Origin of the sequence: Exiguobacterium sp. s145 (genome assembly GCF_018618835.1) — a bacterium.
Classification (GTDB): Bacteria; Bacillota; Bacilli; order Exiguobacteriales; family Exiguobacteriaceae; genus Exiguobacterium_A; species Exiguobacterium_A artemiae.
In genome coordinates this window covers 19817-41651 of the sequence record NZ_JACSMV010000027.1, presented here as the reverse complement: position 1 = coordinate 41651, position 21835 = coordinate 19817, and the positions used below count along the sequence as shown (strand labels likewise).

The 21835-nt window shown below is 47.3% G+C and carries 24 protein-coding genes; 15 read left to right on the top strand and 9 right to left on the bottom strand.

Going from position 1 to position 21835, the window contains the following annotated elements; translation table 11 throughout:
* Positions 1–114 precede the first annotated feature (114 nt).
* Positions 115–774 carry a uracil-DNA glycosylase gene (locus KNQ07_RS14990; RefSeq protein WP_012371751.1) on the bottom strand — a complete coding sequence of 220 codons (660 nt, stop codon included), beginning with the start codon at positions 772–774 and terminating at the stop codon, positions 115–117.
* Between the two features lie 80 nt (positions 775–854).
* On the opposite strand from KNQ07_RS14990, the gene KNQ07_RS14985 reads away from it, so the two are divergent.
* Positions 855–1577, top strand: a complete 723-nt coding sequence (locus KNQ07_RS14985; protein ID WP_214767631.1) for a WecB/TagA/CpsF family glycosyltransferase — start codon at positions 855–857, stop codon at positions 1575–1577.
* A gap of 50 nt (positions 1578–1627) precedes the next feature.
* On the opposite strand, the gene KNQ07_RS14980 is transcribed toward KNQ07_RS14985, so the two are convergent.
* Positions 1628–2260 (bottom strand): NAD(P)H-dependent oxidoreductase, encoded by a 633-nt coding sequence (locus KNQ07_RS14980; protein ID WP_012371753.1) that lies wholly within the window; start codon positions 2258–2260, stop codon positions 1628–1630.
* Between the two features lie 116 nt (positions 2261–2376).
* Complete coding sequence (locus tag KNQ07_RS14975) at positions 2377–2835, bottom strand: MarR family winged helix-turn-helix transcriptional regulator (RefSeq protein ID WP_012371754.1); 459 nt, start codon at positions 2833–2835, stop codon at positions 2377–2379.
* Positions 2836–3007: 172 nt separating this feature from the next.
* On the opposite strand from KNQ07_RS14975, the gene KNQ07_RS14970 reads away from it, so the two are divergent.
* Together KNQ07_RS14970 and KNQ07_RS14965 are read left to right on the top strand one after the other, a co-directional pair.
* Positions 3008–3265, top strand: coding sequence for a hypothetical protein (locus tag KNQ07_RS14970; RefSeq protein WP_012371755.1), 258 nt, complete (start codon positions 3008–3010; stop codon positions 3263–3265).
* Between the two features lie 12 nt (positions 3266–3277).
* On the top strand, positions 3278–4243 hold the full coding sequence (locus KNQ07_RS14965; protein ID WP_214767630.1) for a LacI family DNA-binding transcriptional regulator: 966 nt from the start codon (positions 3278–3280) through the stop codon (positions 4241–4243).
* A 62-nt stretch (positions 4244–4305) separates the two neighbouring features.
* On the opposite strand, the gene KNQ07_RS14960 is transcribed toward KNQ07_RS14965, so the two are convergent.
* The 5 genes from KNQ07_RS14960 to cbpA form a co-directional block, all read right to left on the bottom strand.
* Complete coding sequence (locus KNQ07_RS14960; RefSeq protein WP_214767629.1) at positions 4306–4968, bottom strand: C40 family peptidase; 663 nt, start codon at positions 4966–4968, stop codon at positions 4306–4308.
* Positions 4969–5185: 217 nt separating this feature from the next.
* Positions 5186–8356: an efflux RND transporter permease subunit gene (locus KNQ07_RS14955; protein ID WP_214767628.1), complete on the bottom strand. Its 3171-nt coding sequence runs from the start codon at positions 8354–8356 to the stop codon at positions 5186–5188.
* Positions 8357–8400: 44 nt separating this feature from the next.
* On the bottom strand, positions 8401–8958 hold the full coding sequence (locus KNQ07_RS14950; RefSeq protein ID WP_012371759.1) for a TetR/AcrR family transcriptional regulator: 558 nt from the start codon (positions 8956–8958) through the stop codon (positions 8401–8403).
* Between the two features lie 190 nt (positions 8959–9148).
* On the bottom strand, positions 9149–9916 hold the full coding sequence (locus tag KNQ07_RS14945) for a pyrroline-5-carboxylate reductase family protein (RefSeq protein WP_214767627.1): 768 nt from the start codon (positions 9914–9916) through the stop codon (positions 9149–9151).
* A gap of 57 nt (positions 9917–9973) precedes the next feature.
* Positions 9974–10612: a cyclic di-AMP binding protein CbpA gene (cbpA, locus tag KNQ07_RS14940; RefSeq protein WP_012371761.1), complete on the bottom strand. Its 639-nt coding sequence runs from the start codon at positions 10610–10612 to the stop codon at positions 9974–9976.
* 331 nt (positions 10613–10943) lie between these two features.
* Between cbpA and KNQ07_RS14935 the strand changes: the two genes are divergently transcribed.
* The 9 genes from KNQ07_RS14935 to queF all read left to right on the top strand — a co-directional run bounded on the left by KNQ07_RS14935 (position 10944) and on the right by queF (position 17104).
* Positions 10944–11561: a DUF47 domain-containing protein gene (locus tag KNQ07_RS14935; protein ID WP_012371762.1), complete on the top strand. Its 618-nt coding sequence runs from the start codon at positions 10944–10946 to the stop codon at positions 11559–11561.
* Between the two features lie 16 nt (positions 11562–11577).
* Positions 11578–12582 (top strand): inorganic phosphate transporter, encoded by a 1005-nt coding sequence (locus tag KNQ07_RS14930; RefSeq protein WP_214767625.1) that lies wholly within the window; start codon positions 11578–11580, stop codon positions 12580–12582.
* A 131-nt stretch (positions 12583–12713) separates the two neighbouring features.
* Entirely contained in the window at positions 12714–13529 is an 816-nt protein-coding gene (locus tag KNQ07_RS14925) for a bifunctional hydroxymethylpyrimidine kinase/phosphomethylpyrimidine kinase (RefSeq protein ID WP_012371764.1), read from the top strand.
* 61 nt (positions 13530–13590) lie between these two features.
* A complete protein-coding gene (locus tag KNQ07_RS14920) occupies positions 13591–13956 on the top strand; it encodes a YojF family protein (protein ID WP_012371765.1) in 366 nt (121 codons plus the stop codon).
* Positions 13956–14612, top strand: a complete 657-nt coding sequence (gene bshB2 / locus KNQ07_RS14915; RefSeq protein WP_214767602.1) for a bacillithiol biosynthesis deacetylase BshB2 — start codon at positions 13956–13958, stop codon at positions 14610–14612. Before KNQ07_RS14920 ends, bshB2 begins: the two co-directional genes overlap by 1 nt.
* 170 nt (positions 14613–14782) lie before the next feature.
* Positions 14783–15439: a 7-cyano-7-deazaguanine synthase QueC gene (queC, locus tag KNQ07_RS14910; RefSeq protein ID WP_012371767.1), complete on the top strand. Its 657-nt coding sequence runs from the start codon at positions 14783–14785 to the stop codon at positions 15437–15439.
* Positions 15436–15891 (top strand): 6-carboxytetrahydropterin synthase QueD, encoded by a 456-nt coding sequence (queD, locus tag KNQ07_RS14905; RefSeq protein ID WP_012371768.1) that lies wholly within the window; start codon positions 15436–15438, stop codon positions 15889–15891. Before queC ends, queD begins: the two co-directional genes overlap by 4 nt.
* Positions 15888–16604, top strand: coding sequence for a 7-carboxy-7-deazaguanine synthase QueE (gene queE, locus KNQ07_RS14900; protein WP_214767599.1), 717 nt, complete (start codon positions 15888–15890; stop codon positions 16602–16604). Before queD ends, queE begins: the two co-directional genes overlap by 4 nt.
* 11 nt (positions 16605–16615) lie before the next feature.
* Positions 16616–17104, top strand: coding sequence for a preQ(1) synthase (gene queF, locus KNQ07_RS14895; protein ID WP_012371770.1), 489 nt, complete (start codon positions 16616–16618; stop codon positions 17102–17104).
* 48 nt (positions 17105–17152) lie between these two features.
* Here the strand turns inward: queF and KNQ07_RS14890 are convergent, their stop codons facing one another.
* Positions 17153–17437, bottom strand: coding sequence for a helix-turn-helix domain-containing protein (locus KNQ07_RS14890; protein WP_214767596.1), 285 nt, complete (start codon positions 17435–17437; stop codon positions 17153–17155).
* Between the two features lie 252 nt (positions 17438–17689).
* On the opposite strand from KNQ07_RS14890, the gene KNQ07_RS14885 reads away from it, so the two are divergent.
* From KNQ07_RS14885 to KNQ07_RS14875, 3 genes are all read left to right on the top strand, one after another.
* On the top strand, positions 17690–19345 hold the full coding sequence (locus KNQ07_RS14885; protein WP_214767593.1) for a PTS transporter subunit IIBC: 1656 nt from the start codon (positions 17690–17692) through the stop codon (positions 19343–19345).
* 84 nt (positions 19346–19429) lie between these two features.
* A complete protein-coding gene (locus KNQ07_RS14880) occupies positions 19430–20233 on the top strand; it encodes an endonuclease/exonuclease/phosphatase family protein (RefSeq protein ID WP_214767589.1) in 804 nt (267 codons plus the stop codon).
* Positions 20234–20406: 173 nt separating this feature from the next.
* Positions 20407–21819 carry a sucrose-specific PTS transporter subunit IIBC gene (locus tag KNQ07_RS14875; protein WP_214767586.1) on the top strand — a complete coding sequence of 471 codons (1413 nt, stop codon included), beginning with the start codon at positions 20407–20409 and terminating at the stop codon, positions 21817–21819.
* Positions 21820–21835 lie beyond the last annotated feature (16 nt).

Sequence of the window (21835 nt, the reverse complement as noted above, 5' to 3'; positions counted from 1 at the left end):
AATTAGGCTACCTCACACCGAAAAAATACGGTGTACTGGCAGCCTAATCAAGGTGTTTTATATGTGTCTCATATTGCTAGGTCAGTCTACGGAGTAGATTGGTTTTTTGGGATGTCAGGAGATACACCAGTCGATCGGTGTTCGATTTTGTTGCTGCAACCAGTCGTTCGTTTGCGAGTACGGCCGGCTGCCGAAAAACCCGCGGCTCGCCGAAAGCGGACTCGGATGAACGGATTCGAGAACAAGGTGCCGATTCGTATCAATCAAACTCTTTTTACTTTTCGCATGGTTTCCCCAAAGAATGAATACAATCGGTTGTTCCTGTTGTCCAAGCACTTCGATGACGCGATCCGTAAACGATTCCCAGCCTTTTTTGGCGTGAGAACCCGCTTTTCCTGCTTCGACTGTCAAGGACGTATTCAGTAAAAACACACCTTGGTTCGACCAGGCTTCCAGATTACCCGTCGTCGGTGCCGGACATCCGAGATCGGACATTAATTCCTTGTACATGTTACGTAAGGACGGCGGAATTGCAACCCCGTCATTGACGGAAAAACTCAGTCCATTCGCCTGATTCGGTCCGTGGTACGGATCCTGCCCCAAGATGACGCAACGGACATCCTGCGGTGCCACCGCGTCAAAGGCATGGAAAATCCGATCCTTCGGCGGATAAACCGTCGTTTCCCGGTAAGCAGTCTTGACGAAATCCCAGAGCCGGATAAAGTAGTCTTTTTCTTTCTCTTCTTTTAAAATCTCTTGCCAGGCTGTATGCATCCCGTTCGCTCCTTTTTCAGTCTCAAGCCCCTGTTCGTCCGGCCTGATTCTGCTATGATGGTATATGAGGTGGAATAAAGATGATTCAAACAATTCAGTTGTTCGGGTTGCCTTTTGTCGATGCAACACCGTCGCATTGGTATACCCATATTAAAACGATTTTACACAATAACGAAAAGGCCTTTCTCGTCACCGCTAATCCGGAACTCGTTTTACGGTCTTTGCGTGATCCCGCGTACAAGCATATTTTACAACAAGCGACGTTCATCACGCCTGACGGAATCGGCGTGACGGCAGCCAGTAAACGGATGGGGAAACCGCTCACTACGACATTACCTGGCATCGAGACGGCCCGTGAACTGCTCCGGACTGCCGATGCTTTAAAAAAACGTGTCTTTCTGCTCGGCGGTCGTCCGGAAGTCATGAAGTCGCTGATTCAGCAATTATCGATTCGTTTTCCTGATATCCAGTTCGTCGGAACCTTTCACGGATTCGGCAAGGAAGAAGAAGCCGCAAAAGCAATCCGGTCGGCCGAAGCGGATTTGATTTTGGTCGCTCTCGGGGCACCGAAACAGGAAGAATGGATTGCCTCTGTTTACGATCAGGTCGACCGCGGACTTTTCATCGGTGTCGGTGGTGCCTTTGATGTCTGGTCGGGTCACAGTAAACGGGCGCCCAAATTATTCCGGCAGTTAAAGTTGGAATGGCTGTACCGGATTTCGAGTCATCCGCGCGGACTCGAGAAATTGAAGGATTTACTCCTGTTTGCGTCTCTCGTCTTACGGAAAAAAACGCATCTGTAAACAAAAAATACCCGCTGTCCGGTTGAACGGACAGCGGGTATTTTCGTTTCTTATGCGTTGACTGTTGAGAATGAACGGCCAAGTTCTTTTGCTTTTGCGATTGCTTCTTCTTTAATTTCTTCTGCTTTTTCTGGGTTCATTGCCATACCTTCGATGAACAATGAGTTGTAGTCTGTTACACCAGTGAAAGCAAGTGCTTGACGGAGGTAGTCATCGCCGAAGTTGAGGCCAGAACCAGTGTAGACACCGCCTGTTGCCTGGATGTGGAGCGCTTTTTTGCCTTCCATCAATCCTTTAGGACCTTCTGCCGTGTAAGCAAATGTTTTACCTGCAAGAAGAACGCTGTCGATGTACATTTTAAGACGTGCTGGGAATGAGAAGTTCCACATTGGCGTCACGAATACGTATTCGTCCGCTTCCATGTACTGCTCAAGGTGTTTCGTCATTGTACCGACTTTAGCGATTTCTACTTCTGAAAGCTCTTCGCCTGTAGCGAATTTGCCCCATGCGCTGAGTACGTCTGTATCGATTTCTTGGACATCTTCTTTATATAGATCAAGAACTTGGACTTCAGCGTTCGGGTTAGCTGCTTTGTAGCTTTCGAGGAAAGCTTCACCAGCTTGAAGGCTGAATGAATGTTCTGTTGATTTCGGGTTTACAGTTACATAAAGTAATTTAGTCATTTTTATTTCTCCCTTTTATTTAAAGTAAATTCTGTAAGTAAATATACCAACACCATTTTCTTTTGTCAATTAGTTTGATTTCAAAGAAAGCAACAAAAAAAGCTTAATCAGGATGATTAGGCTTTTTTTGAATGTGTATAATGGTCTGCACGATGACCGATCCGTTTGAGCTGATCGATCAACTGTTCTTTTTCTGGAATCGAAAGGTCACTGAACAAGTCTGTGAGGAACGCTTCGTGCTTCGGGAACGTTTCTTCCATTAATTCTCTTCCCGCCTCCGTCAGTGTTCCGAACGTTACGCGACGATCCGTCGGGCATGATCGTCGGGCCAGGAGACCCCGGTTCTCTAATTTATCCACGACGTACGTGACACTGCCACTCGTTAATAAGATTTTATCGCCGATTTGTTGAAGTGGTGTATCGCCTTTGTGGTACAACAATTCCAGTACACCAAATTCCGATAAATTCAGCTGATGGGTCTTGATGTCTACTTTCACTTGTTCCGCTACTGCATGCATTGTGCGAGATAGAACAACGAGCATTTTTAATGCCAGCTTCGAGTCTGTCGATTCCATTTTACGTTCGCCCCTCTTTATCTTGATTCGAACCAATCATAGACCTCTTTTTTCCATTGGTCAATTCCAGTCCGGATTTTCCACTTTTATGACGGACCTCTCAGTTTTTGCTTGCCGTGAAACGCGTTTCATAGTTTACGGTCTTGATATACACTACAAGGGAGGTCTTCTCATGTCAGTTCAAACATTCTTGTCTCGTCTCGTTCAGAAAAATGTTGCTTACGAATTAGCGATTGAACAGTTGCACACATCGACCGGTTACTATTTGTGTAAGCATACGTTGGTCGATCAATTCCCGGACTTGCCGCCAGCTCATCAGGTCGAACTGCTTCAAAGAATTTCGGAACAACTCGATCGTTCGGCTTGGCTGGAAGGCCCGATCACGAGACAGGACTGGATTAAGATCCATCAACAATTATCCAACAGCTAGGAGGAACCTTTGATGACCAACATTCGTGACTTAGCACGTGAAGCAGAGGTTTCAGTGACGACAGTCTCGCGTGTCCTCAATGATCATCCGTACGTCGCGGAAGATAAACGCCGGGCCGTCCAGGACGCCATCACAAAGCTCGGTTATATCCGTAATCAAACCGCTGTCCAGTTGTCGACCGGTCAAACGAAAACGATCGGTGTCATGCTGCCTTACGTCGATCATCCCTACTACGCTGCCATCCTGCAAGGGATTGCCCAGTGCGCTTTTGAGGAAGGCTATCGTTTTTTGACGTGGCAGACGAACTATATTGCGTCACATGAACAGACGGTTCTTCAAGCCCTCGCCCAACGTGAAGTTGACGGACTGATTGTCGTGTCCCACAGTCTGCCGGTCGATGAGATTTTACGATACGAGCAGTACGGTCCGATTGTGTTTTGTGAGCATCATGAAGATGTCTCTTCCGTCTATATCAATCATTATACCGCGTTTCAAAGCGGGTTAAAGACCCTTCAGTCTTTCGGGCATACTCAGATCGGGATTTGTCTTGGTCGCCCTGACAGCACAAACAGCCGTGCCCGAAAGCAGGCCTATCAGGATACCGTGTCACCGGAAGATACGTCATGGATTTATCAACAGGCGTTGACGATTGAGGACGGAGCCGACATCGCCCGGCAGTGGTCCAATCAATCCTGTCGCCCAAGTGCTTTGTTAACCGCCAGTGACCATGTGGCCGCGGGTATCATTCTCGAGCTTCGCAAACAAGGTTACCGGATTCCGGAAGATTTAGCCGTGATCGGATTCGACGGCAGTGATTTGGCTGTCGTCCTGAATCTGACGACGGTTGCCGTCCCTTATGAGACGATCGGCCGCCAAGCCTTTTCCATCGCGATCAGCGACAATTGGCGCGACCATCCCCAAATCAAAATCCCGACTGCTCTGCTGAGTGGATTAACGGCTGTTAAAGTCAAAGAATAGATGAAAACCCGCTCTTGTCTCGCAAATGCGTCAAGAGCGGGTTTTTTGAATGATTTGCTGTTTTATAGAGAACCTGCCGCAACGTAACGCGATCCCCAGTAGCCGCTCCGGAATGATTCTTTGACGACCTGTCCGTAATAGGAATTGGCATTGATCATCGTCGATCCATCAACCGCAATCCCGACATGCTGAATTCCGCTTCCGTGCGTGAAGAAGACGAGATCTCCGGCAACGGGAGCCGTTCGTTTCGTCGCGCCGTATTGTGCCGCTGCCGTCCGCGGTAACGACTTGCCTAACGCGTTGTAAACATAACGTGTGAAGCCGGAACAGTCGAAACTGACAGGCCCCGTCGCACCGAATACGTACGGACGTCCTTTTAAGCCTTCTGCGACCGATACGACGGCTGCTCCATTTTTAGTTAATCCTGTTGTCGCTTTGGCATTAAATGCTTTTGTATATGTAGCCGCTATGTACGCATTTTTTCCCGCATACCGGAGTTGATACCAATTGTTTGCTGTTTTACCGAGGACCGTTACCGTTTGTCCTAGTTTCAGTTGACCCAGTTTTTGTCCCATCGTCGTCGCTTTGGACCGGACATTCAACACATCGACCGCTACGACAACTTTTTTCGATGTACTGGCTTTCGTTTGTTGTGGAACAGCCGCGAAGCTGCTGATGAGTAATGTTGCCAATACAACGATCCGCACTAAAAATGAACTTTTCATCCGTCTGTCTCCTTTATAAATATGTTTATGCAAAAAACTAAATTATCAGATAATTACTGTTTTTATCCTATCATGCTGATTTCTTCCATCGCGTTACAGTTTATTAACAGGGTTAGTTTCCCGTAACACTTCTGTAACAAATAAAAAAACAGGTCTTGAAACGGCAGTTTAGAGCCGTTTCAAGAAACCTGTTCAAATGATTAAACGTTAAGTCTGCTTAATCCATTGACTTCTTTTTCCGAAAGCGTGCAAAGAATTCGTAGACGATCGGAACAATCAGCAACGTCAAGAGTGTCGAACTCGTTAGCCCACCGATGACCGTTACCCCAAGTCCTTTCGAAATCAAGGCGCCGCCTTCAAGACCGAGTGCCAGTGGTGACAAGGCACCAATCGTCGCGAGAGCTGTCATCAAGATCGGACGAAGTCGTGTTCCTGCCGCGTCCAACAAGGCTTCCCGCGTATCGAGTCCTTCTTTTTCCTTATGAATGACACGGTCGATCAATACAATCGCGTTTGTTACGACGATTCCGATCAGCATCAATGCACCGATCAACGAAGAAACGGAAATCGTTTCGCCTGTAATCAACAGGGCAAGTAACCCGCCGATGATCGCAAACGGAAGCGAGAACAAGATGACAAGTGGTGTCAACGCGCCTCCGAATGTGACGACAAGAACCAGATAGACAATCGCGACGGCTGCTGCCATTGCAAGTCCGAGTTGCGTGAACGATTCCTGAATTTGTTCCGTCACACCGCCTGCTTTATAGGAGACACCTGTCGGAAGATTAATCTTTTTGACCGTTTTATCGATTGCTTGTGAAGCTTCTGTTGCTTTGTCTGTTTTTAATTCTGCTGTGACTGTCGCGACCAGCTTACCGTCCCGCTCACTGAGTGAATCCGGTGTCGTCCCTTTTTTGACCGAGACGAAATCCGACAGTTTCCGGACACCAAGCGGCGTCGTCACATCTGTTTTTTGTAGATCGTTGATGGAATCATATGTCGTCTGTTCGTTCGGAACGATGACATCGAGTTCCTTACCGTCTACTTTTATAGTAGAAAGTGGTTTTTCTTCACCTTGCACATTAGCAATACCTTGAGCCAATTGCGCTGTCGAGATACCGAATTCAGCGGCTTTTTGTTGGTCGACTTCAAATGTGTACTGTGTATACGACTCCTTTAAATCAGTCGTTACTTTACGCACGTATTTCGATTCGCCTTCAATCGCTTTCACGAATTCAGGTGTAATCTTTTGCAGATCCTCAATCGAATTGGCATAAACCGAATACGAGACACCGGAAGAGGCCGCTCCTCCGCTGAAGTCCTGTTCTTTCCATTCGCCGGTCGGAATCTCTTTATTCAATTGTTTGATTGCCTGTTGTTTTACATCTGCAAAATCAGCTGTATCCGGATCATACTGGGCAATGAAAACAGCTTGCTTTGTATTTCCGGGATTCAATGGATTTTCTCCACCGACTGTAAATTGAAGATTATCCACATCACGTTGCTTTTCAAAATATCCTTCTGCCAGGTCGGCAGCCTTCAATGAATCATCTAACGTTTGACCCGGTTTTGGATTATACGTCACGTAAAATGTTTTTTCACTCTCTTGATTCAAGAAGTTGACACCGATGGTCGGAACAAGCGCGAAACTGCCGATCAGCAACAGTACAGCGAGACCAAAGACGACAAATTTATGGTTCAACGACCAATTCAGTACACCACGGTACCAGTTGGCAAGTTTGCCACCGTCTTCTTTTTCCGGTTTTGGTGCCTTCCCGCGTTTAAAGAGTGAATCAGCAAACATCGGAACAACCGTTACAGCTACGATCAATGAGGCAAAGAGTGCAAAGACGACCGTCAAGGCGAACGGAAGGAACAGTTCACCAACAAATCCTGTAACGAATCCGAGCGGCAGGAAGACGGCAATCGTGACGATTGTCGATGAAGCGACCGGAATGAAGACTTCACGTGTTGCCTCAATGATGAGCGCCTTCCCTTTTAATGGTTCAGTCGGATCCGTCAATCGACGGTAAATGTTTTCAATGACGACAATCGAATCATCCACGACTCGACCAATCGCAACTGTCATCGCCCCAAGCGTCATGATGTTGAGTGAGATGTCCAACTGTTTCAAGACCAAAATCGCCATCAGCAGGGATAATGGAATCGAAATGACCGCAATGATTGTTGATTTGAAGTTCCGTAAGAACAAGAGAATGATGACGACCGCGAACAAGGCACCAATCAATGCTTTGCTGATCATCGTCGAGACAGATTCTTCAATCGGCTTCCCTTGGTCAAGCGTGACCGATGCTTTGACGCCGTCGTTCTCTTTCTCAAAGTCTTTAATCGTCTCTTTGACCGCATTGACGACTTCGACGGTATTGGCATCCTGTGATTTCGTTACCTGGACGCCGATTGAACGTTCCCCGTTCGACCGGGAAATCGATTCTTCGATTCCTTTGTCTTCAATCGTCGCCAGTTGTGACAATTTGACGGTCGGAACTTGCGTCGGTGTTGCAGTAGCCGGCGTTTGTCCTGCCGTTGCTGTCGGTGCAGATGATGCAGGTGACTGTCCTTGTCCTGTACCTGATCCTGATGCAGGTGTTGGCGTCTGTCCTTGTCCTGCGTCTGGTGTTGCTTGTGGCGTGTATGGCAAACGGAGATTTTTTAACTCGTTGACCGTTGTGGCCTTTCCATCGAGTACGACTGCCTGTTCTTTATCGCCTAATTCATATAACCCGAGAGCTAAGCGGGAATCATTTGCTTGAATCAGTTGTTTGACGTTCTCTTCCGTCAATCCGTACTGTTGCAGTTTCTTCTCATCAAATCGAATCTCAATTCGACGGATTTCCTGACCGGCGATTTGAACCGTCTGTGCTCCTTCGATTCCTTCAAGTTTCGGTTGGAGTTCGTTTTCGACCAGTTTCGTCAAATCGGATAAGGAACGGTTTTCGTCCGATACAGCAAAGCCGATGATCGGGAAAGCATCAAATGAAATACGCGAAACTTGAGGTTCCTGTGCGCCTTCCGGTAAATCTACATTAGCTAATGCTTCTTTGACTTTTTGTTCCGCTTCGTCCATGTCTGTACTGAAGCTGTAGTCGATTTGTAGATTTGAAGCATTCTGGAAAGAGGACGAGCGGACGGTTTCGACTCCGCCAAGATTCTCGACCTTACTTTCAAGTTCACGACTGACCTCATCGAGTACTTGTTCTGGTGTTGCACCCGGATAAATCGTCGTCACAGACACAGTTGGTGTCGTTATGTCCGGCAACGTCTCGAGTTTCATCGTCGTTCCGGCATAAATTCCGGCAACTGTGATGATAATCGTCAGTAACCAAAGAGCAAACTTATTATTGACTGAAAATTGAATGATACGCTTCATGGTAAAAATCCGCCTTCTCTCTCTTCTTTTTCAATTCCATCTTGTTACTTCGCTGCTTGATCAATCTTACGTGCTTGTTTTAATAAACGTTCAATCAAGGCTTGCCGTACGTCAGATGCGGGCTGACCAAACTGAAAATGTTCCGACATTTTCAAGCCGTCCAGTGTAAAACGGATCATCATCGCTTCGACAGGATCTGCCTGTTCCATCAAGTGATCAAAAAATTGATGGACCTGCTTTTTTCGTTCTTCCACGAAAGCGGCATTTTCCTTTAACAGGGACAATAAAAATAATACCGTGTCAATATCGAGACAAAACTCTTCATCCCGCTGTGCCTGCAGCATGACGAAAGCTTCCATCGGACCAAACCCTTGTCCGAGATACGTCTGATACTGCTGGAACTGACGCCGTTCCTGTTCTTCGATCACACCCATCAACAATTCTTCTTTTGAAGAAAAATGATACAATAGCCCGCCTTTCGAGACATTCGCCTGTTTCGCCACTTCTTCAAGTGTCAGTTGCGGAAATCCTTGGGTCAGCATGACTTGAACGGTCGCATCCGTAATCCGACGTCGTGTTTCTAACGCTTTTGTACTGACCATAACCTTTCTCCCTTCATTTTACTGTACCGTCTGGACGGTTTCTTTTTTAAATATACGAAGTTCTCTTCCGCTTTGCAAGATTAAATCAATGTTTCACGTGAAACGCTTCATTTCACTTGAAGTAAACCTGTCTAAAAACGCCCGTCGCTTCTCTTTTAATCAAGAAGCGGCGGGCGTTTCGGATGAATTTTTAATTTTCTTCGCGAGCGCTCTCCATCAAAGCCTCATACATCGCTTGTGCCAAGTCATGTTCACGCAACACACGGACTCCACGATCCGTCGGGCCACCCGGTGCTGCCACATCCTTGATCAGTTCTTCTGTCGGACGTTCTTCATGCAACAGCAGTTCCGCTGATCCTTTCATCGCCTGGGCGATGATTCTCCGGGCAGAAGACGCATCGAAACCGGCTTTCGTCAACACAGGTGTCATCGCGCCGACGATTTCATAGAAGAATGCGGGACTGCACCCTGCTGCTGCCATCAGATACGGCATCGTCGCCGCATTTGTTTCGACCGTCTCACCCACGCGTTCAAACAATGCCGTCGCCTGTTGTCTTTTCTCGTCCGATACAAGGTCACCAAACCAAAGTCCGATCATCCCTGTCCGAAATGCGACCGGTGTATTCGGCATCGCGCAGACAGCACCACATGAAATATGTGCTTCGATTTCTGCCGGTGTAATGTGCGCGGCGACGGACACGACCAGTTGATCCGTAAAAGTTTGTCGTTTGATGTAGTCGAGCACTCCGTCCGGCTGCATGGCCAGAACGACAACATCAAATTGATTCACCTGTTCCTCAGTCGTCGTCCGGACACCGTACTGCTCCGCCAGAGCAAATAGACGCGATCGGTCCGCTCGATTGGTCATCGTGATCGTTTGAGGAGATATACCGGAATCCAGCCAGCCTTTGACTAACGACTCACTCATCGAACCTGCTCCTACCATTAAAATATTCATTTCATTGCCTCCCAACAAAAAAAGGACCAATTGCTGGTCCTTCGGATTTCCTAGTCATTATACACGAACTGCCAAGTCCTCGACAGCAACGACGCGGAGTCCTTTTTCGTTTAATTTCTTGACGATTTTCTTTTTCGTCTTCTCATCACAATCCGTTGGTAATGTGATCAAGACACGGCGCATGACACTGCTTTTTGCATCCAATGTCATCAGACTCGCAACCGTTGAGTATTTGTTAATGATTTTCGCGATCTTTTCAAGCGCCCCTTTTTGTTCACTGAGGGCAACCGTCAGGACATAACTGCCTGAATCGCGGTTCCACGCTTCTTCGAGCATACCCAGCATTTTTCCGTGGGGTAAAATCCCGAAAAATTGTCCATCATCGTTCAGAACAGCAATGTAAGGCAATTCTTTGATGGAGAAAAAGACTTCAAAGAAGTTACTGCCTGTGTAGATGAACTTCGTCGTGTTTTTGATCAACGTCATAACGTTGTCGTCTAAACTTCCGCCGTTCATTCCGTGACGGTAAATATGCATTTTATAGATGTTTCCTTTGAACAACTGACCGGTTTGATCAAGAACCGGGACACAGCGGTATCCTGTCTCTTCCAGCGTCTGTAACGCTTCTCGCAGGGTAGCCGTCTCTGAAATCTTGACACACTGGTGTTTCGGAATACACAAACTTTGAACGAGCATACAAAACGTCCTCCTCTTTCCTTTACATGATTATACCTGATTTACATGGCGCTCTAACTTAATTTCTTATTCGCTTCCGCTCTTCCTTCTCCTGCTTTTCTTCTATTCCCTTACAAAGGGCAACGGAAAACACAAGTTTCCCCAAGATTAATAAGCGAATCCATCTTATTGTTTCAATTTTTAATTCTTTGTTAAATCAGCAATCCCATTAGTATTAAGATTTCGTAAAGACGGGACATAGTTGTATTCTTTTACAATAGCGTCTGATACAATCGAACTCGTGAAGTCACTTCACTATTCTATTCTTGTTCTTAATATGGAGGCAGAAGAAATGTTCAGTAAAAAACAAGATCCATTCGCGGTTAAATTATCTGAGATTGCAGGACACTTGCAACGAACGTCACAATTTTTCGTTGATTTTAAAATTAATGGTATTGCCGATGTCAAAGAATTCGCCCATAAAGTAAAAGATTTTGAAACAGCCGGTGACGATCTGATGCACCAATTGATCATCGATTTGAACAACGCGTTCATCACACCGATCGACCGTGAAGATTTATTAGCACTTGCTAATTCACTTGACGACGTCCTTGACGGTTTTGAAGAATGTTCTGCTATTTTTGAAATTTACAACATCGTCCAAGCAGACGAGCATATGATCCGTTTTGTGGATGAGATCCACATTGCCGTTAATGAGCTCGCTTTATCAATGGATTTGTTAGTCGCACGCAAACTTCAGCCGATGCGCGAACACGTCATCAAAGTAAAAGAACAAGAAACAATCTGTGACAACTTGCGTCGCAAATCAATCAAAGCATTGTTCGCAACAGAAACAGATCCAATCAAAATCATTCAATACAAAGAAATTTATGAGTCGCTCGAGTCAATCGCCGATTACTGCCAAGATGCAGCAAACGTCATTGAAACGATCATCATGAAAAACGCATAAGTGAGGAGCTAACGAGATGGATAGTCTGTTTATCATCACCGCCATAATCGTCATTCTCGCACTTAGCTTCGACTTCATTAACGGTTTCCACGATACAGCGAACTCGATTGCGACTTCGGTGTCGACTCGTGCTTTGAAACCGCGTCACGCCATCATCCTGGCTGCGACGATGAATTTTTTAGGTGCAATCACGTTTACTGGCGTTGCTAAAACAATTTCCAGCGATATCGTCGATCCGTCGACGCTGCAGCACGGAAGTTATGTCGTCATTGCTGCTTTACTCTCTGCTATTGCCTGGAACCTCTTGACGTGGTATTTCGGTATTCCGTCTAGTTCTTCGCATACGTTGATCGGTTCAATCGCCGGTGCAGCCATTGCATCCGTCGGCTTTGGCGGAATTGAAGCTAAAGGGATTTTAAAAATCGTTCAGGCTCTGATCATTTCACCGATTCTTGCCTTTACTCTTGGTTTTATCGTTTACGGTATTTTCAAAGTTGTATTCAAAAAAGGGAATTTGGCGAAGACGAATCGTCGTTTCCGTCATATGCAAATCGCAACAGCTGCGCTTCAATCGTATACACACGGAACGAACGATGCGCAAAAAGCGATGGGTATCATCACGCTTGCCCTCATTTCCTCCGGTTTCCAAACGGATCATGAAGTCGCACTTTGGGTTAAATTATCGTGTGCGATTGCCATGGGTCTCGGAACATCCGTCGGTGGATGGCGGATCATCAAGACGGTTGGTGGACAAATCATGAAAATCCGTCCCGTCAACGGTGTTGCGGCTGACTTGACGTCTGCTGCCATCATCTTTGGTGCGACAGCAATCCACTTACCGGTTTCAACGACACACGTCATCTCTTCTGCCATTCTCGGTGTAGGTACATCACACCGGAAAAAAGGCGTTAAATGGGGAACAGCACAACGAATGTTGATTACATGGGTCATCACATTGCCGATTTCGATGGCAATGGCTGCGCTCATCTATTACATTCTTGATTTCTTATTCATTAAATGATTCATTCCCCATCTAGTCAGCTAGGTGGGGATTTTCTGTCTTGATTAAGCCCCTGCAGTTGTCGCTTGGACTAGAATTCGCTATGATTGATGGCAAGAAGATATGCTTATTTTATTTAGGAGGAATTCCACATGACAAAACGTAAAGCTTTAACGATTGCCGGCTCTGACACGAGTGGCGGCGCTGGTATTCAAGCTGATTTGAAGACGTTCCAGGAACTTGAAGTCTACGGGATGAACGCATTGACGGTCATCGTTGCTCAAGATCCTGATCATTCTTGGCACCATGCGGTTTATCCAATCGATGCCGAACTCGTCCGGACACAAATCCATACGGTCCTTGGAGGAATTGGTGTAGATGCGATGAAGACGGGTATGCTCCCGACTGTCGAAATCATTGAAGTCGTTGCTGAAAAAATCAAGTCATCTGGTGTCAAAAATGTCGTCATCGATCCGGTCATGGTCTGTAAAGGCGAAGATGAGGTCCTGAATCCGGATACGGCGAACGCTTTACGTGATATCCTGACACCGCTCGCAACAGTCGTGACTCCTAACGTCTTTGAAGCAGGTCAATTATCGGGGCTTGGAAAAACCCCTTCGACAATCGATGAAATGAAGCTCGCAGCTGCCCGGATTCATGAAAAAGGCGCGCAATACGTCCTTGTTAAAGGCGGCAGCAAGATTGACCACCCGCAAGCAGTTGACGTGCTTTATGACGGAAAAGAGTTTATCCTAATTGAGGACGAACGTATTGAGACACCGTATACGCACGGAGCAGGATGCACCTACTCCGCCGCCATCACGGCTGAACTCGCAAAAGGAGCTTCCGTGGAGCAAGCGGTCCGTACAGCGAAATCGTTTATCACTTCTGCGATTCGTCATTCATTCCGGTTGAATGAATATGTCGGCCCGACTGACCACGCTGCTCATCGAACAGTAACGTCTTAATCGTTCAGGAAGTCCGCGCAACGTTCGCGGACTTCTTTCTGTATAGGAAAGGGGATTTATCATGCAAGCACTGGATTTAACAGCTGTACAAGACTATATTGATAAGCATGCCAATACACCACTTTACGTTCACGTCGAAACGACGAACGGTGCGTATGCGACACACCAGGATCCGACATTCCACAGTGCCGGCATGTTTTTCCGCAATGCTGAGATTACGTACGAGCGTGGTCTGATTACCGGAAACGGTCCATACCGGATCGGTCTGAAACTGGCCCACGGTTGGTTGTACGGCGAAGGTTTAACCGATTATGAATTTGCAGGCGATCAATTGTTGATTGCCGGACACGACGTTGAAGGACGCCTTGCGATTGCCTTCGAACTCAGTCCGACTCCATTCGCGCAAGGCGCAGAGGAGGTAGAATAATGGCGTACAACGAACAAGATCATCTTCTCGTCATCTTCCCTCACCCGGATGATGAAGCGTTCAGCTCGGCTGGAACGATTATTGAACATGCAGAGAATCGCGGACCTGTCACGTATGCCTGCCTGACACTCGGTGAAATGGGACGCAATATGGGACGGCCTGTCTTTACGAATCGTGAAGAGCTCGCGACGATCCGCAAACGCGAGCTGATTGCCGCTTCGGAAAAGATGAAGATTTCCGATTTACAAATGTGGGGACTTCGCGACAAGACGGTCGAGTTCGAAGACGAAGCGATGCTCGCTGAGCGGATCGGCGAATTGATTGTGAAAACACAACCGACACGTGTGATTTCGTTTTATCCCGGTTACGCCGTCCATCCGGATCACGAAGCAACAGCCCGTGCCGTCGTCCGGGCACTTCGCGCGATGGACGAAAACGAGCGGCCTGAATTTTTAGCCGTCGCCTTCGCTAACAATACGCGTGACGAACTCGGTGAAGGAACGTTTGTCCATGATGTCAGCGCTTATACCGATCAAAAAATCGCTGCCCTTCAGGCACATGCTTCCCAAACCGGCGGCTTAATGAAAGTCATCTCAGAAGACTCGAACATCCGTGATCTGCTCGTCAAAGAGCGGTATTATCATTATCCGTTATGATTCCTTCACCCTTGAGCGCACTGTCGTTCAAGGGTGCTTTTTTTGTCTCGTGAAATCCTTCATTGTCAGTCGACTTTTCAGCCGCCTTCTGCTAGTGTGAATAGTTGAGACTGTGTCTCCGGAGTTCGTAACCTCCTCCGTCACAAAAACTAGGAATGGAAGTGTATCCAATGAAAAATGAACGTGCTCTTGTCGTCTTCAGTGGCGGTCAAGATTCGACGACCTGCCTGTTTCAGGCACTCGCCGACTATTCAGAAGTTGAAGTCGTTACCTTCAACTACGGACAACGTCATGCCGCAGAACTCGATGTCGCTCGCGAAATCACATCTGAACTCGGTGTGAAGCATCACGAACTCGATCTCTCACTCCTCAGTCAATTGACAAGCAACTCTCTGACTGACCACTCACAATCGATCACGACAAACGAAGACGGACTTCCTTCTACCTTTGTAGACGGCCGAAATCATCTGTTCCTGTCCTTCGCAGCCGTCCTCGCGAAAGGACGCGGTATCCGCCATATCATTACCGGCGTATGCGAAACGGACTTTTCCGGTTATCCCGATTGCCGTGATTCCTTCATCAAGTCACTGAATGTGACACTTAACCTCGCGATGGACTATCCATTCGTGATTCATACTCCGCTTATGTGGCTCGATAAAAAAGAGACATGGGCACTGGCTGATTCGCTCGGCGCGTTTGATTTTGTCCGCAAGCGGACATTGACGTGCTACAACGGCATCATCGGAGACGGCTGCGGCGATTGCCCGGCTTGTGAATTACGGAAAAAAGGCTTAGATGCCTACATCGAGGAGGTCCAACACACATGAAATTCAATTATGAAGCACCCGAAACTGTCGAGCGCCCGACCGGTGACTCGCTTATTTATACAAAATCCCGTGTCATGATCGTTAAAAAATTGACGTTTGACGCAGCGCATCACCTGTATGACTATGACGGCAAATGCCGTGCTCTGCACGGGCATACGTATCACGTCGATCTCGGCATCAGCGGATTCCTGGATCATCGCGGCATGACACTCGACTTTGGTGATTTGAAGAAAATTTTCAAAGAGCATCTCGAACCGTTGCTTGACCACCGGTACTTGAACGAGTCTCTTCCCTACATGAATACAACGGCTGAAAACATGTCGGCCTGGATTTTTGAGACACTCGGCAAACACCTGCCGGACGAACGGGGTCTCCGTGTCGAGTTCGTCAAACTGTATGAAACACCGACGGCATTTGCAGAAGTCCGCCGGGAATGGATGCTTGAGTCATGAGTCAACTGAAGAAAACACCGAAGATTCCTGTACTTGAAATCTTCGGTCCGACCTTCCAAGGCGAAGGACGTTCCATCGGTCAAAAAACGATGTTCGTCCGGACCGGCGGCTGCGATTATTCCTGCGCCTGGTGTGACTCGGCATTTACTTGGGACGGATCGGAGAAGCCGGATTTACTGACAGCAGATGAAATCCTGGTACAACTCGATGCCCTCGGCTCATACGGACATGTCACGATTTCCGGTGGTAATCCATTGTTGCACGCCTCGATCGGAACCCTCGTCGATGCGCTGAAGAGCCGCGGCATCACGATGTCGGTCGAAACACAAGGTTCTTACTGGCAGAACTGGGTTCTTGATATTGAAGACGTCACGATCAGTCCGAAACCACCGTCGAGTGGTATGACGGTTGATTACGACCGTCTTGATGTCTTTTTCAAACGGTTGCCGGAGCAGCAACGGGCTGTGAAGATCGTCATCTTTGATGAGGCCGATCTTGATTTTGCGGCTGCCATCTCTGACCGGTATGCCTTAAAAACGCTTTACCTGTCACTCGGTAATCCGGATCCTGCGGAAGAAGGTACGATTGCTCCGCGGATGTTATCTGATTTAAAAACTTTATGGGAACGCGTTGCAGCTGACGAACGATTTAATCACGCACGTGTCCTTCCACAACTACATGCCCTCGTTTTCGCAAACGACCGCGGCGTTTAAGGAGATTAATTATGCGTCCAGAAGATTTAAACGATTTGTCCTTACTTGGTCAAAAGTCTGTCCCTTATATTTTTGAATATCAGCCGGAAGTGCTTGAAGCCTTCCCGAACCGTCACCCGGAAAATGATTACTTTGTTAAATTCAATGCCCCTGAATTTACAAGTCTTTGCCCGATTACGAATCAACCGGACTTTGCGACGATCTATATCTCGTATATCCCGGATGAAAAATTAGTCGAATCCAAATCATTAAAACTCTACCTGTTCAGTTTCCGCAATCACGGTGACTTCCATGAAAACTGTATCAATGTCATCGGGAAAGATCTCGTCAAACTGATGGAACCCCGTTACCTTGAAGTATGGGGAAAATTCACGCCACGCGGCGGAATTTCGATCGACCCGTACTACAATTACGGTAAACCGGGAACGAAATATGAACAGATGGCCGAACACCGTCTCTTCAATCATGATTTATATCCAGAAACAATCGATAACCGGTAATACCAAAAATCCTCTTCCACCTGTCGGTGAAAGAGGATTTTTCCGTTGTTAACTGGATGGTAAATCAATGATTTTTTGATGTTCTTCTTGTTGAAAAATCATTTGCGCCGGCCAAATGTCACGCAGTAAATGTTCGTACGGAACACCCAGAACCTTTGCCAGCCGTTCAACCATCGAAAAGGACGGATGAGCCAGGCCTCGTTCAATCCGATTCATCATTTCCGGTGTCGTTTCCGTCAGTTCAGCAAGCTGTTCCAGCTCCATGCCTTGCCGGTTCCGTAACGTTCGAATTCGTTCCCCATAGTTTGTCAGAGGACTGATCGATTCACTCATGATTTCGTCTCCTTTTTCCAAGCACCTGACGCTCCGCTTTCATTCCTGTTAACTTATTCCCGATTTTCATTTTTCAACACCCTTCTATTCATAATATTCATTATCTAAAATATAATTTCAAAAAAATAATAAAAAAGAACTAGCTTTTTAAAAAGTTATCGCTTACAATTCTAGGTGCAAGCGGTTGCATTAATCGCTTACATTTTTTGCACTAATTACACAGATAACAGATACATAGAGGAGTGAGACCACATGAAAAACAAGATTTCATTTGATTTCTGGCAAAAGCTAGGAAAAGCGTTAATGGTAGTCATCGCAGTCATGCCAGCTGCCGGAATCATGATCTCGATCGGGAAGTTGATTGGGATGTACGGTGGTGACATCGTATTTATGCAAACGGTTGCAAGAATCGTTGAAGATTTAGGTTGGGCCATCATTACTAATCTCCACGTCCTGTTCGCCGTTGCGATCGGTGGATCGTGGGCAAAAGAACGGGCCGGCGGCGCATTCGCCGCATTGCTTGCGTTTATTTTGGTCAACCGCGTTACAGGTGCCATCTTCGGTGTCAATTCGGCGATGCTGGCAGATCCAAAAGCAACTGTCACATCTTTACTTGGTTCTGATTTAATCGTGAAAGATTATTTCACTTCTGTCCTTGGTGCTCCGGCACTCAACATGGGCGTATTCGTCGGAATTATTTCCGGTTTCCTCGGAGCCGTACTCTTCAATAAATTTTATAACTTCAGCAAGCTGCCTGATGCACTTGCGTTCTTCAACGGTAAACGATTTGTGCCATTCGTCGTCATCGGTGGATCCGTCGTTGCCGCGTTCGTTTTATCACTCGTTTGGCCGTTCGTTCAAGGATTACTCAATGACTTCGGACGCTGGATCGCGACGTCACGCGATACGGCACCGATCCTTGCTCCGTTTGTCTACGGAACACTGGAACGTCTGCTCTTACCGTTTGGTCTTCACCACATGCTGACGGTTCCGATGAACTACACGGAGCTCGGAGGAACGTATAAGATTTTAACAGGTGCGGCCCAAGGTTCGACCGTCGCAGGTCAAGACCCGTTATGGCTCGCTTGGATTACCGATCTCGTCAACTTAAAACAAGCAGGTAATACCCAAGGATACAACGATTTAATCAACAGTGTCGTCCCGGCACGTTTCAAAGAAGGACAAGTTGTCACTTCTCTTGCTTCTTTAATCGGTGTCGCGGTTGCCATGTACATGTCGGTTGACGAAGATAAAAAGAAAGCGTACAAACCGGTCTTCTTATCTGCTGGTCTTGCCGTCTTCTTAACAGGAGTCACAGAGCCGATCGAATTCATGTTCATGTTCATCGCACCTGTACTTTACGTCATCTATGCCGTCTTAACAGGTGTCGCCTTTGCTTTGGCTGACGTCATGCATCTTCGGATTCATGCGTTCGGCGCCATTGAATTGCTGACACGGATTCCGCTGATTGCCAAAGCAGGACTGATTGGTGATTTAATCCGCTTCATCGGTGTCTGTGTCTTCTTCTTCTTCTTGAACTTCTTTACATTCCGTTTCGTCATTAAAAAGTTCAACTATGCGACACCAGGCCGTAACGGAAACTACTTGGATGATGTCGTCGTTTCGGACAATGCTCAAGCTTCGAATGAAGCGGCTGCAACAACCGATCAATCACAGGCATCACGGATTATTGGATTACTCGGCGGTCAATCGAACATCGAGGAAGTCGATGCCTGCATGACACGGTTACGTGTCACGGTCAAAGATCCAAGCCTCGTTGCCCCGGAATCGGATTGGAAATCCAACGGTGCACTCGGATTAATCCTAAAAAATAATGGCGTGCAAGCCATTTACGGTCCTAAAGCAGATGTCTTAAAATCAGATATCCAAGATCGAATCGGCGCATAAACCAGATGATTTAGGGTAAATAAGAAAAGGTGAAGCTCTTGTTGAGTTTCACCTTTCTTTATTGAAAAACAGGAGGATCAACCCATGCGATTACTCACATTAAACTGCCACTCTTGGCAAGAAACTGATCAACTCGAGAAACTTGATCAAATCGTTACGCAAATCATTCAACAGGATTATGATGTCATCGCCTTACAGGAAGTCAGTCAACTGATGGACACGCCTGTTCTGTATAACAACATCCGTGAAGATAATTTTGTCTATCTGATTCAACAAGCCTTGGCTAAACAAGGTTTCGATTATTCGTTTGTCTGGGACTTCTCGCATATCGGATATGATGCGTATGAAGAAGGTCTTGCCCTCTTGACGAAACATCCTATTTTAAAGTCGGACAGTTATTACATCAGCCGCAGTCAGGATACGATGGACTGGAAGTCCCGCAAAATCGTCCGGGCGACGATTGACCTCGCCGGGACACCAATCACCTTTAATTCCTGCCATCTCGGCTGGTGGGAAGATGCGGATGAGCCGTTCAGCGAACAGTTCAACAATCTGATTGCCCGCATGGATCCTTTGGAATGGACGATGTTCATGGGAGACTTCAACAATGATGCATTGGAACGTGAGACCGGTTATGACTATATGATGCAACGCGGCCTTCATGATGTCTTTTTGCTGGCGCAGGAAACCGTCGGCATCGAGACGGTCGAAGGAAAAATCGATGGTTGGGAAGAAAATCAAAAAGGATTACGTCTCGACTTGGTCTTATCGAATCGAAAAATTGATGTCGATCGTGTCGGAGTCGTCTTTGACGGTGTTTTCGCACCGGTCGTTTCGGACCACTTCGGAGTCGAAGTCGATATCTCGATTCAAAAAGAACCCATTTAACGGTTGACAACGCTTTCTTTTCTTTTTATGATGAGAACAACAAGTCAATAGTGCGGATTGTGACAGTACGGCTGGCAAGACCGATTCAGCATCTCGTTCGTGGAGATGCTGTTCGGTCTTGCCTTTTTTTGTGCCTTGTTTGCCGCACGCCTTTCCTAAAGGAGGAACTCAAGATGGATTACAAACAAACTGCAGCCCGTGTCCTTGAACTCGTCGGAGGTCGGGAAAACATCATTACCGCCGCCCATTGCGCGACACGCCTTCGTCTTGTCTTACACGATGAATCGAAAGTCGATCAAGCGGCACTCGAAGATTTAGACGGTGTCAGCGGTGCATTTTCAAGTTCCGGTCAATACCAAATCATCTTCGGAACAGGCACAGTCAACAAAGTCTTCGCTGAATTCGCCCCGCTTGCCGGTGTGAAACTGGACGGTGAAGAACCGCTTGATGTCAAAAAAGCCGCTTCGCAAAAATTAAATCCTTTTGCCCGTCTCGCCCGCTCGTTATCCAACGTCTTCGTACCGTTGATTCCGGCCATCGTCGCTGCCGGTCTGTTAATGGGACTGCTCGGCATGATTAAAGCCTTCGGTTGGGTCAGTGGTGACTCGGCCATCGTTCAGTTGCTCGATATGTTCTCGTCCTCTGCCTTCATCATCTTACCGATTCTGATTGGTTTCTCGGCGGCCCGTGAATTCGGAGCGAATCCGTATCTCGGTGCCGTCATCGGCGGCATCATGACCCATCCGTCGTTGTTGAATCCGTGGACACTCGGAAACAGCGAACCGGAAGTGATGCATTTCCTCGGCATGAACATTGAATTGATCGGCTATCAAGGAACAGTTTTCCCGGTCCTTCTGACAGTTTGGGTCATGGCTAAAATCGAACAGCAGGTCCGTAAACGGACACCGGAAACACTCGATCTTCTCGTCACACCGTTCGTAACGATCCTCGTAACGGGATTCCTCGCCCTGATCGTCATCGGCCCGATTGGAACGTTGCTCGGAAAAGGGATCTCGTTTGTTCTCGTCTTCTTCTATGAGCAATTCTCGGTCGTCGCCGGCCTTCTGTTCGGCGGTCTGTACTCGACAATCGTCATTACAGGGATGCACCACAGTTTCCATGCGATTGAAGCAGGACTCCTTGCCGACAAGAGTATCGGCAAAAACTTCCTGCTCCCGATCTGGTCGATGGCGAACGTCGCTCAAGGCGGAGCTGGCCTTGCGGTTTACTTCATGACGAAAAACGTTAAACTCAAAGCACTCGCTCTTCCGTCCGCTTTTTCGGCGTTTCTCGGAATCACGGAACCGGTCATCTACGGGGTCAACCTCCGACTCGGTAAACCGTTTATCGGTGGCGCAATCGGCGGTGCAATCGGCGGTGGATACGTCGTCTTGACGCAAGTCGCAGCGAATGCTTACGGATTGACGGGTATCCCGATGATCGCCATCGTCGCACCGCTTGGCGCTTCGAATTTAATCAACTACCTCGTTGGTTTTGCGATTGCTGTCGCAACAGCCTTCGTTTCTACCGTCATCTTGATGCGTCTCGATGCACGCAAACAAAAACAGACGGATTTGGCTGCTTAATTAAAAAATGCGACCC

Excerpts from the sequence above, each read along its gene's own strand:
- KNQ07_RS14990 (WP_012371751.1), bottom strand. The coding sequence starts at position 774 with ATGCATACAGCCTGGCAAGAGATTTTAAAAGAAGAGAAAGAAAAAGAC.
- KNQ07_RS14985 (WP_214767631.1), top strand. The coding sequence starts at position 855 with ATGATTCAAACAATTCAGTTGTTCGGGTTGCCTTTTGTCGATGCAACA.
- KNQ07_RS14980 (WP_012371753.1), bottom strand. The coding sequence starts at position 2,260 with ATGACTAAATTACTTTATGTAACTGTAAACCCGAAATCAACAGAACAT.
- KNQ07_RS14975 (WP_012371754.1), bottom strand. The coding sequence starts at position 2,835 with ATGGAATCGACAGACTCGAAGCTGGCATTAAAAATGCTCGTTGTTCTA.
- KNQ07_RS14970 (WP_012371755.1), top strand. The coding sequence starts at position 3,008 with ATGTCAGTTCAAACATTCTTGTCTCGTCTCGTTCAGAAAAATGTTGCT.
- KNQ07_RS14965 (WP_214767630.1), top strand. The coding sequence starts at position 3,278 with ATGACCAACATTCGTGACTTAGCACGTGAAGCAGAGGTTTCAGTGACG.
- KNQ07_RS14960 (WP_214767629.1), bottom strand. The coding sequence starts at position 4,968 with ATGAAAAGTTCATTTTTAGTGCGGATCGTTGTATTGGCAACATTACTC.
- KNQ07_RS14955 (WP_214767628.1), bottom strand. The coding sequence starts at position 8,356 with ATGAAGCGTATCATTCAATTTTCAGTCAATAATAAGTTTGCTCTTTGG.
- KNQ07_RS14950 (WP_012371759.1), bottom strand. The coding sequence starts at position 8,958 with ATGGTCAGTACAAAAGCGTTAGAAACACGACGTCGGATTACGGATGCG.
- KNQ07_RS14945 (WP_214767627.1), bottom strand. The coding sequence starts at position 9,916 with ATGAATATTTTAATGGTAGGAGCAGGTTCGATGAGTGAGTCGTTAGTC.
- cbpA (WP_012371761.1), bottom strand. The coding sequence starts at position 10,612 with ATGCTCGTTCAAAGTTTGTGTATTCCGAAACACCAGTGTGTCAAGATT.
- KNQ07_RS14935 (WP_012371762.1), top strand. The coding sequence starts at position 10,944 with ATGTTCAGTAAAAAACAAGATCCATTCGCGGTTAAATTATCTGAGATT.
- KNQ07_RS14930 (WP_214767625.1), top strand. The coding sequence starts at position 11,578 with ATGGATAGTCTGTTTATCATCACCGCCATAATCGTCATTCTCGCACTT.
- KNQ07_RS14925 (WP_012371764.1), top strand. The coding sequence starts at position 12,714 with ATGACAAAACGTAAAGCTTTAACGATTGCCGGCTCTGACACGAGTGGC.
- KNQ07_RS14920 (WP_012371765.1), top strand. The coding sequence starts at position 13,591 with ATGCAAGCACTGGATTTAACAGCTGTACAAGACTATATTGATAAGCAT.
- bshB2 (WP_214767602.1), top strand. The coding sequence starts at position 13,956 with ATGGCGTACAACGAACAAGATCATCTTCTCGTCATCTTCCCTCACCCG.
- queC (WP_012371767.1), top strand. The coding sequence starts at position 14,783 with ATGAAAAATGAACGTGCTCTTGTCGTCTTCAGTGGCGGTCAAGATTCG.
- queD (WP_012371768.1), top strand. The coding sequence starts at position 15,436 with ATGAAATTCAATTATGAAGCACCCGAAACTGTCGAGCGCCCGACCGGT.
- queE (WP_214767599.1), top strand. The coding sequence starts at position 15,888 with ATGAGTCAACTGAAGAAAACACCGAAGATTCCTGTACTTGAAATCTTC.
- queF (WP_012371770.1), top strand. The coding sequence starts at position 16,616 with ATGCGTCCAGAAGATTTAAACGATTTGTCCTTACTTGGTCAAAAGTCT.
- KNQ07_RS14890 (WP_214767596.1), bottom strand. The coding sequence starts at position 17,437 with ATGAGTGAATCGATCAGTCCTCTGACAAACTATGGGGAACGAATTCGA.
- KNQ07_RS14885 (WP_214767593.1), top strand. The coding sequence starts at position 17,690 with ATGAAAAACAAGATTTCATTTGATTTCTGGCAAAAGCTAGGAAAAGCG.
- KNQ07_RS14880 (WP_214767589.1), top strand. The coding sequence starts at position 19,430 with ATGCGATTACTCACATTAAACTGCCACTCTTGGCAAGAAACTGATCAA.
- KNQ07_RS14875 (WP_214767586.1), top strand. The coding sequence starts at position 20,407 with ATGGATTACAAACAAACTGCAGCCCGTGTCCTTGAACTCGTCGGAGGT.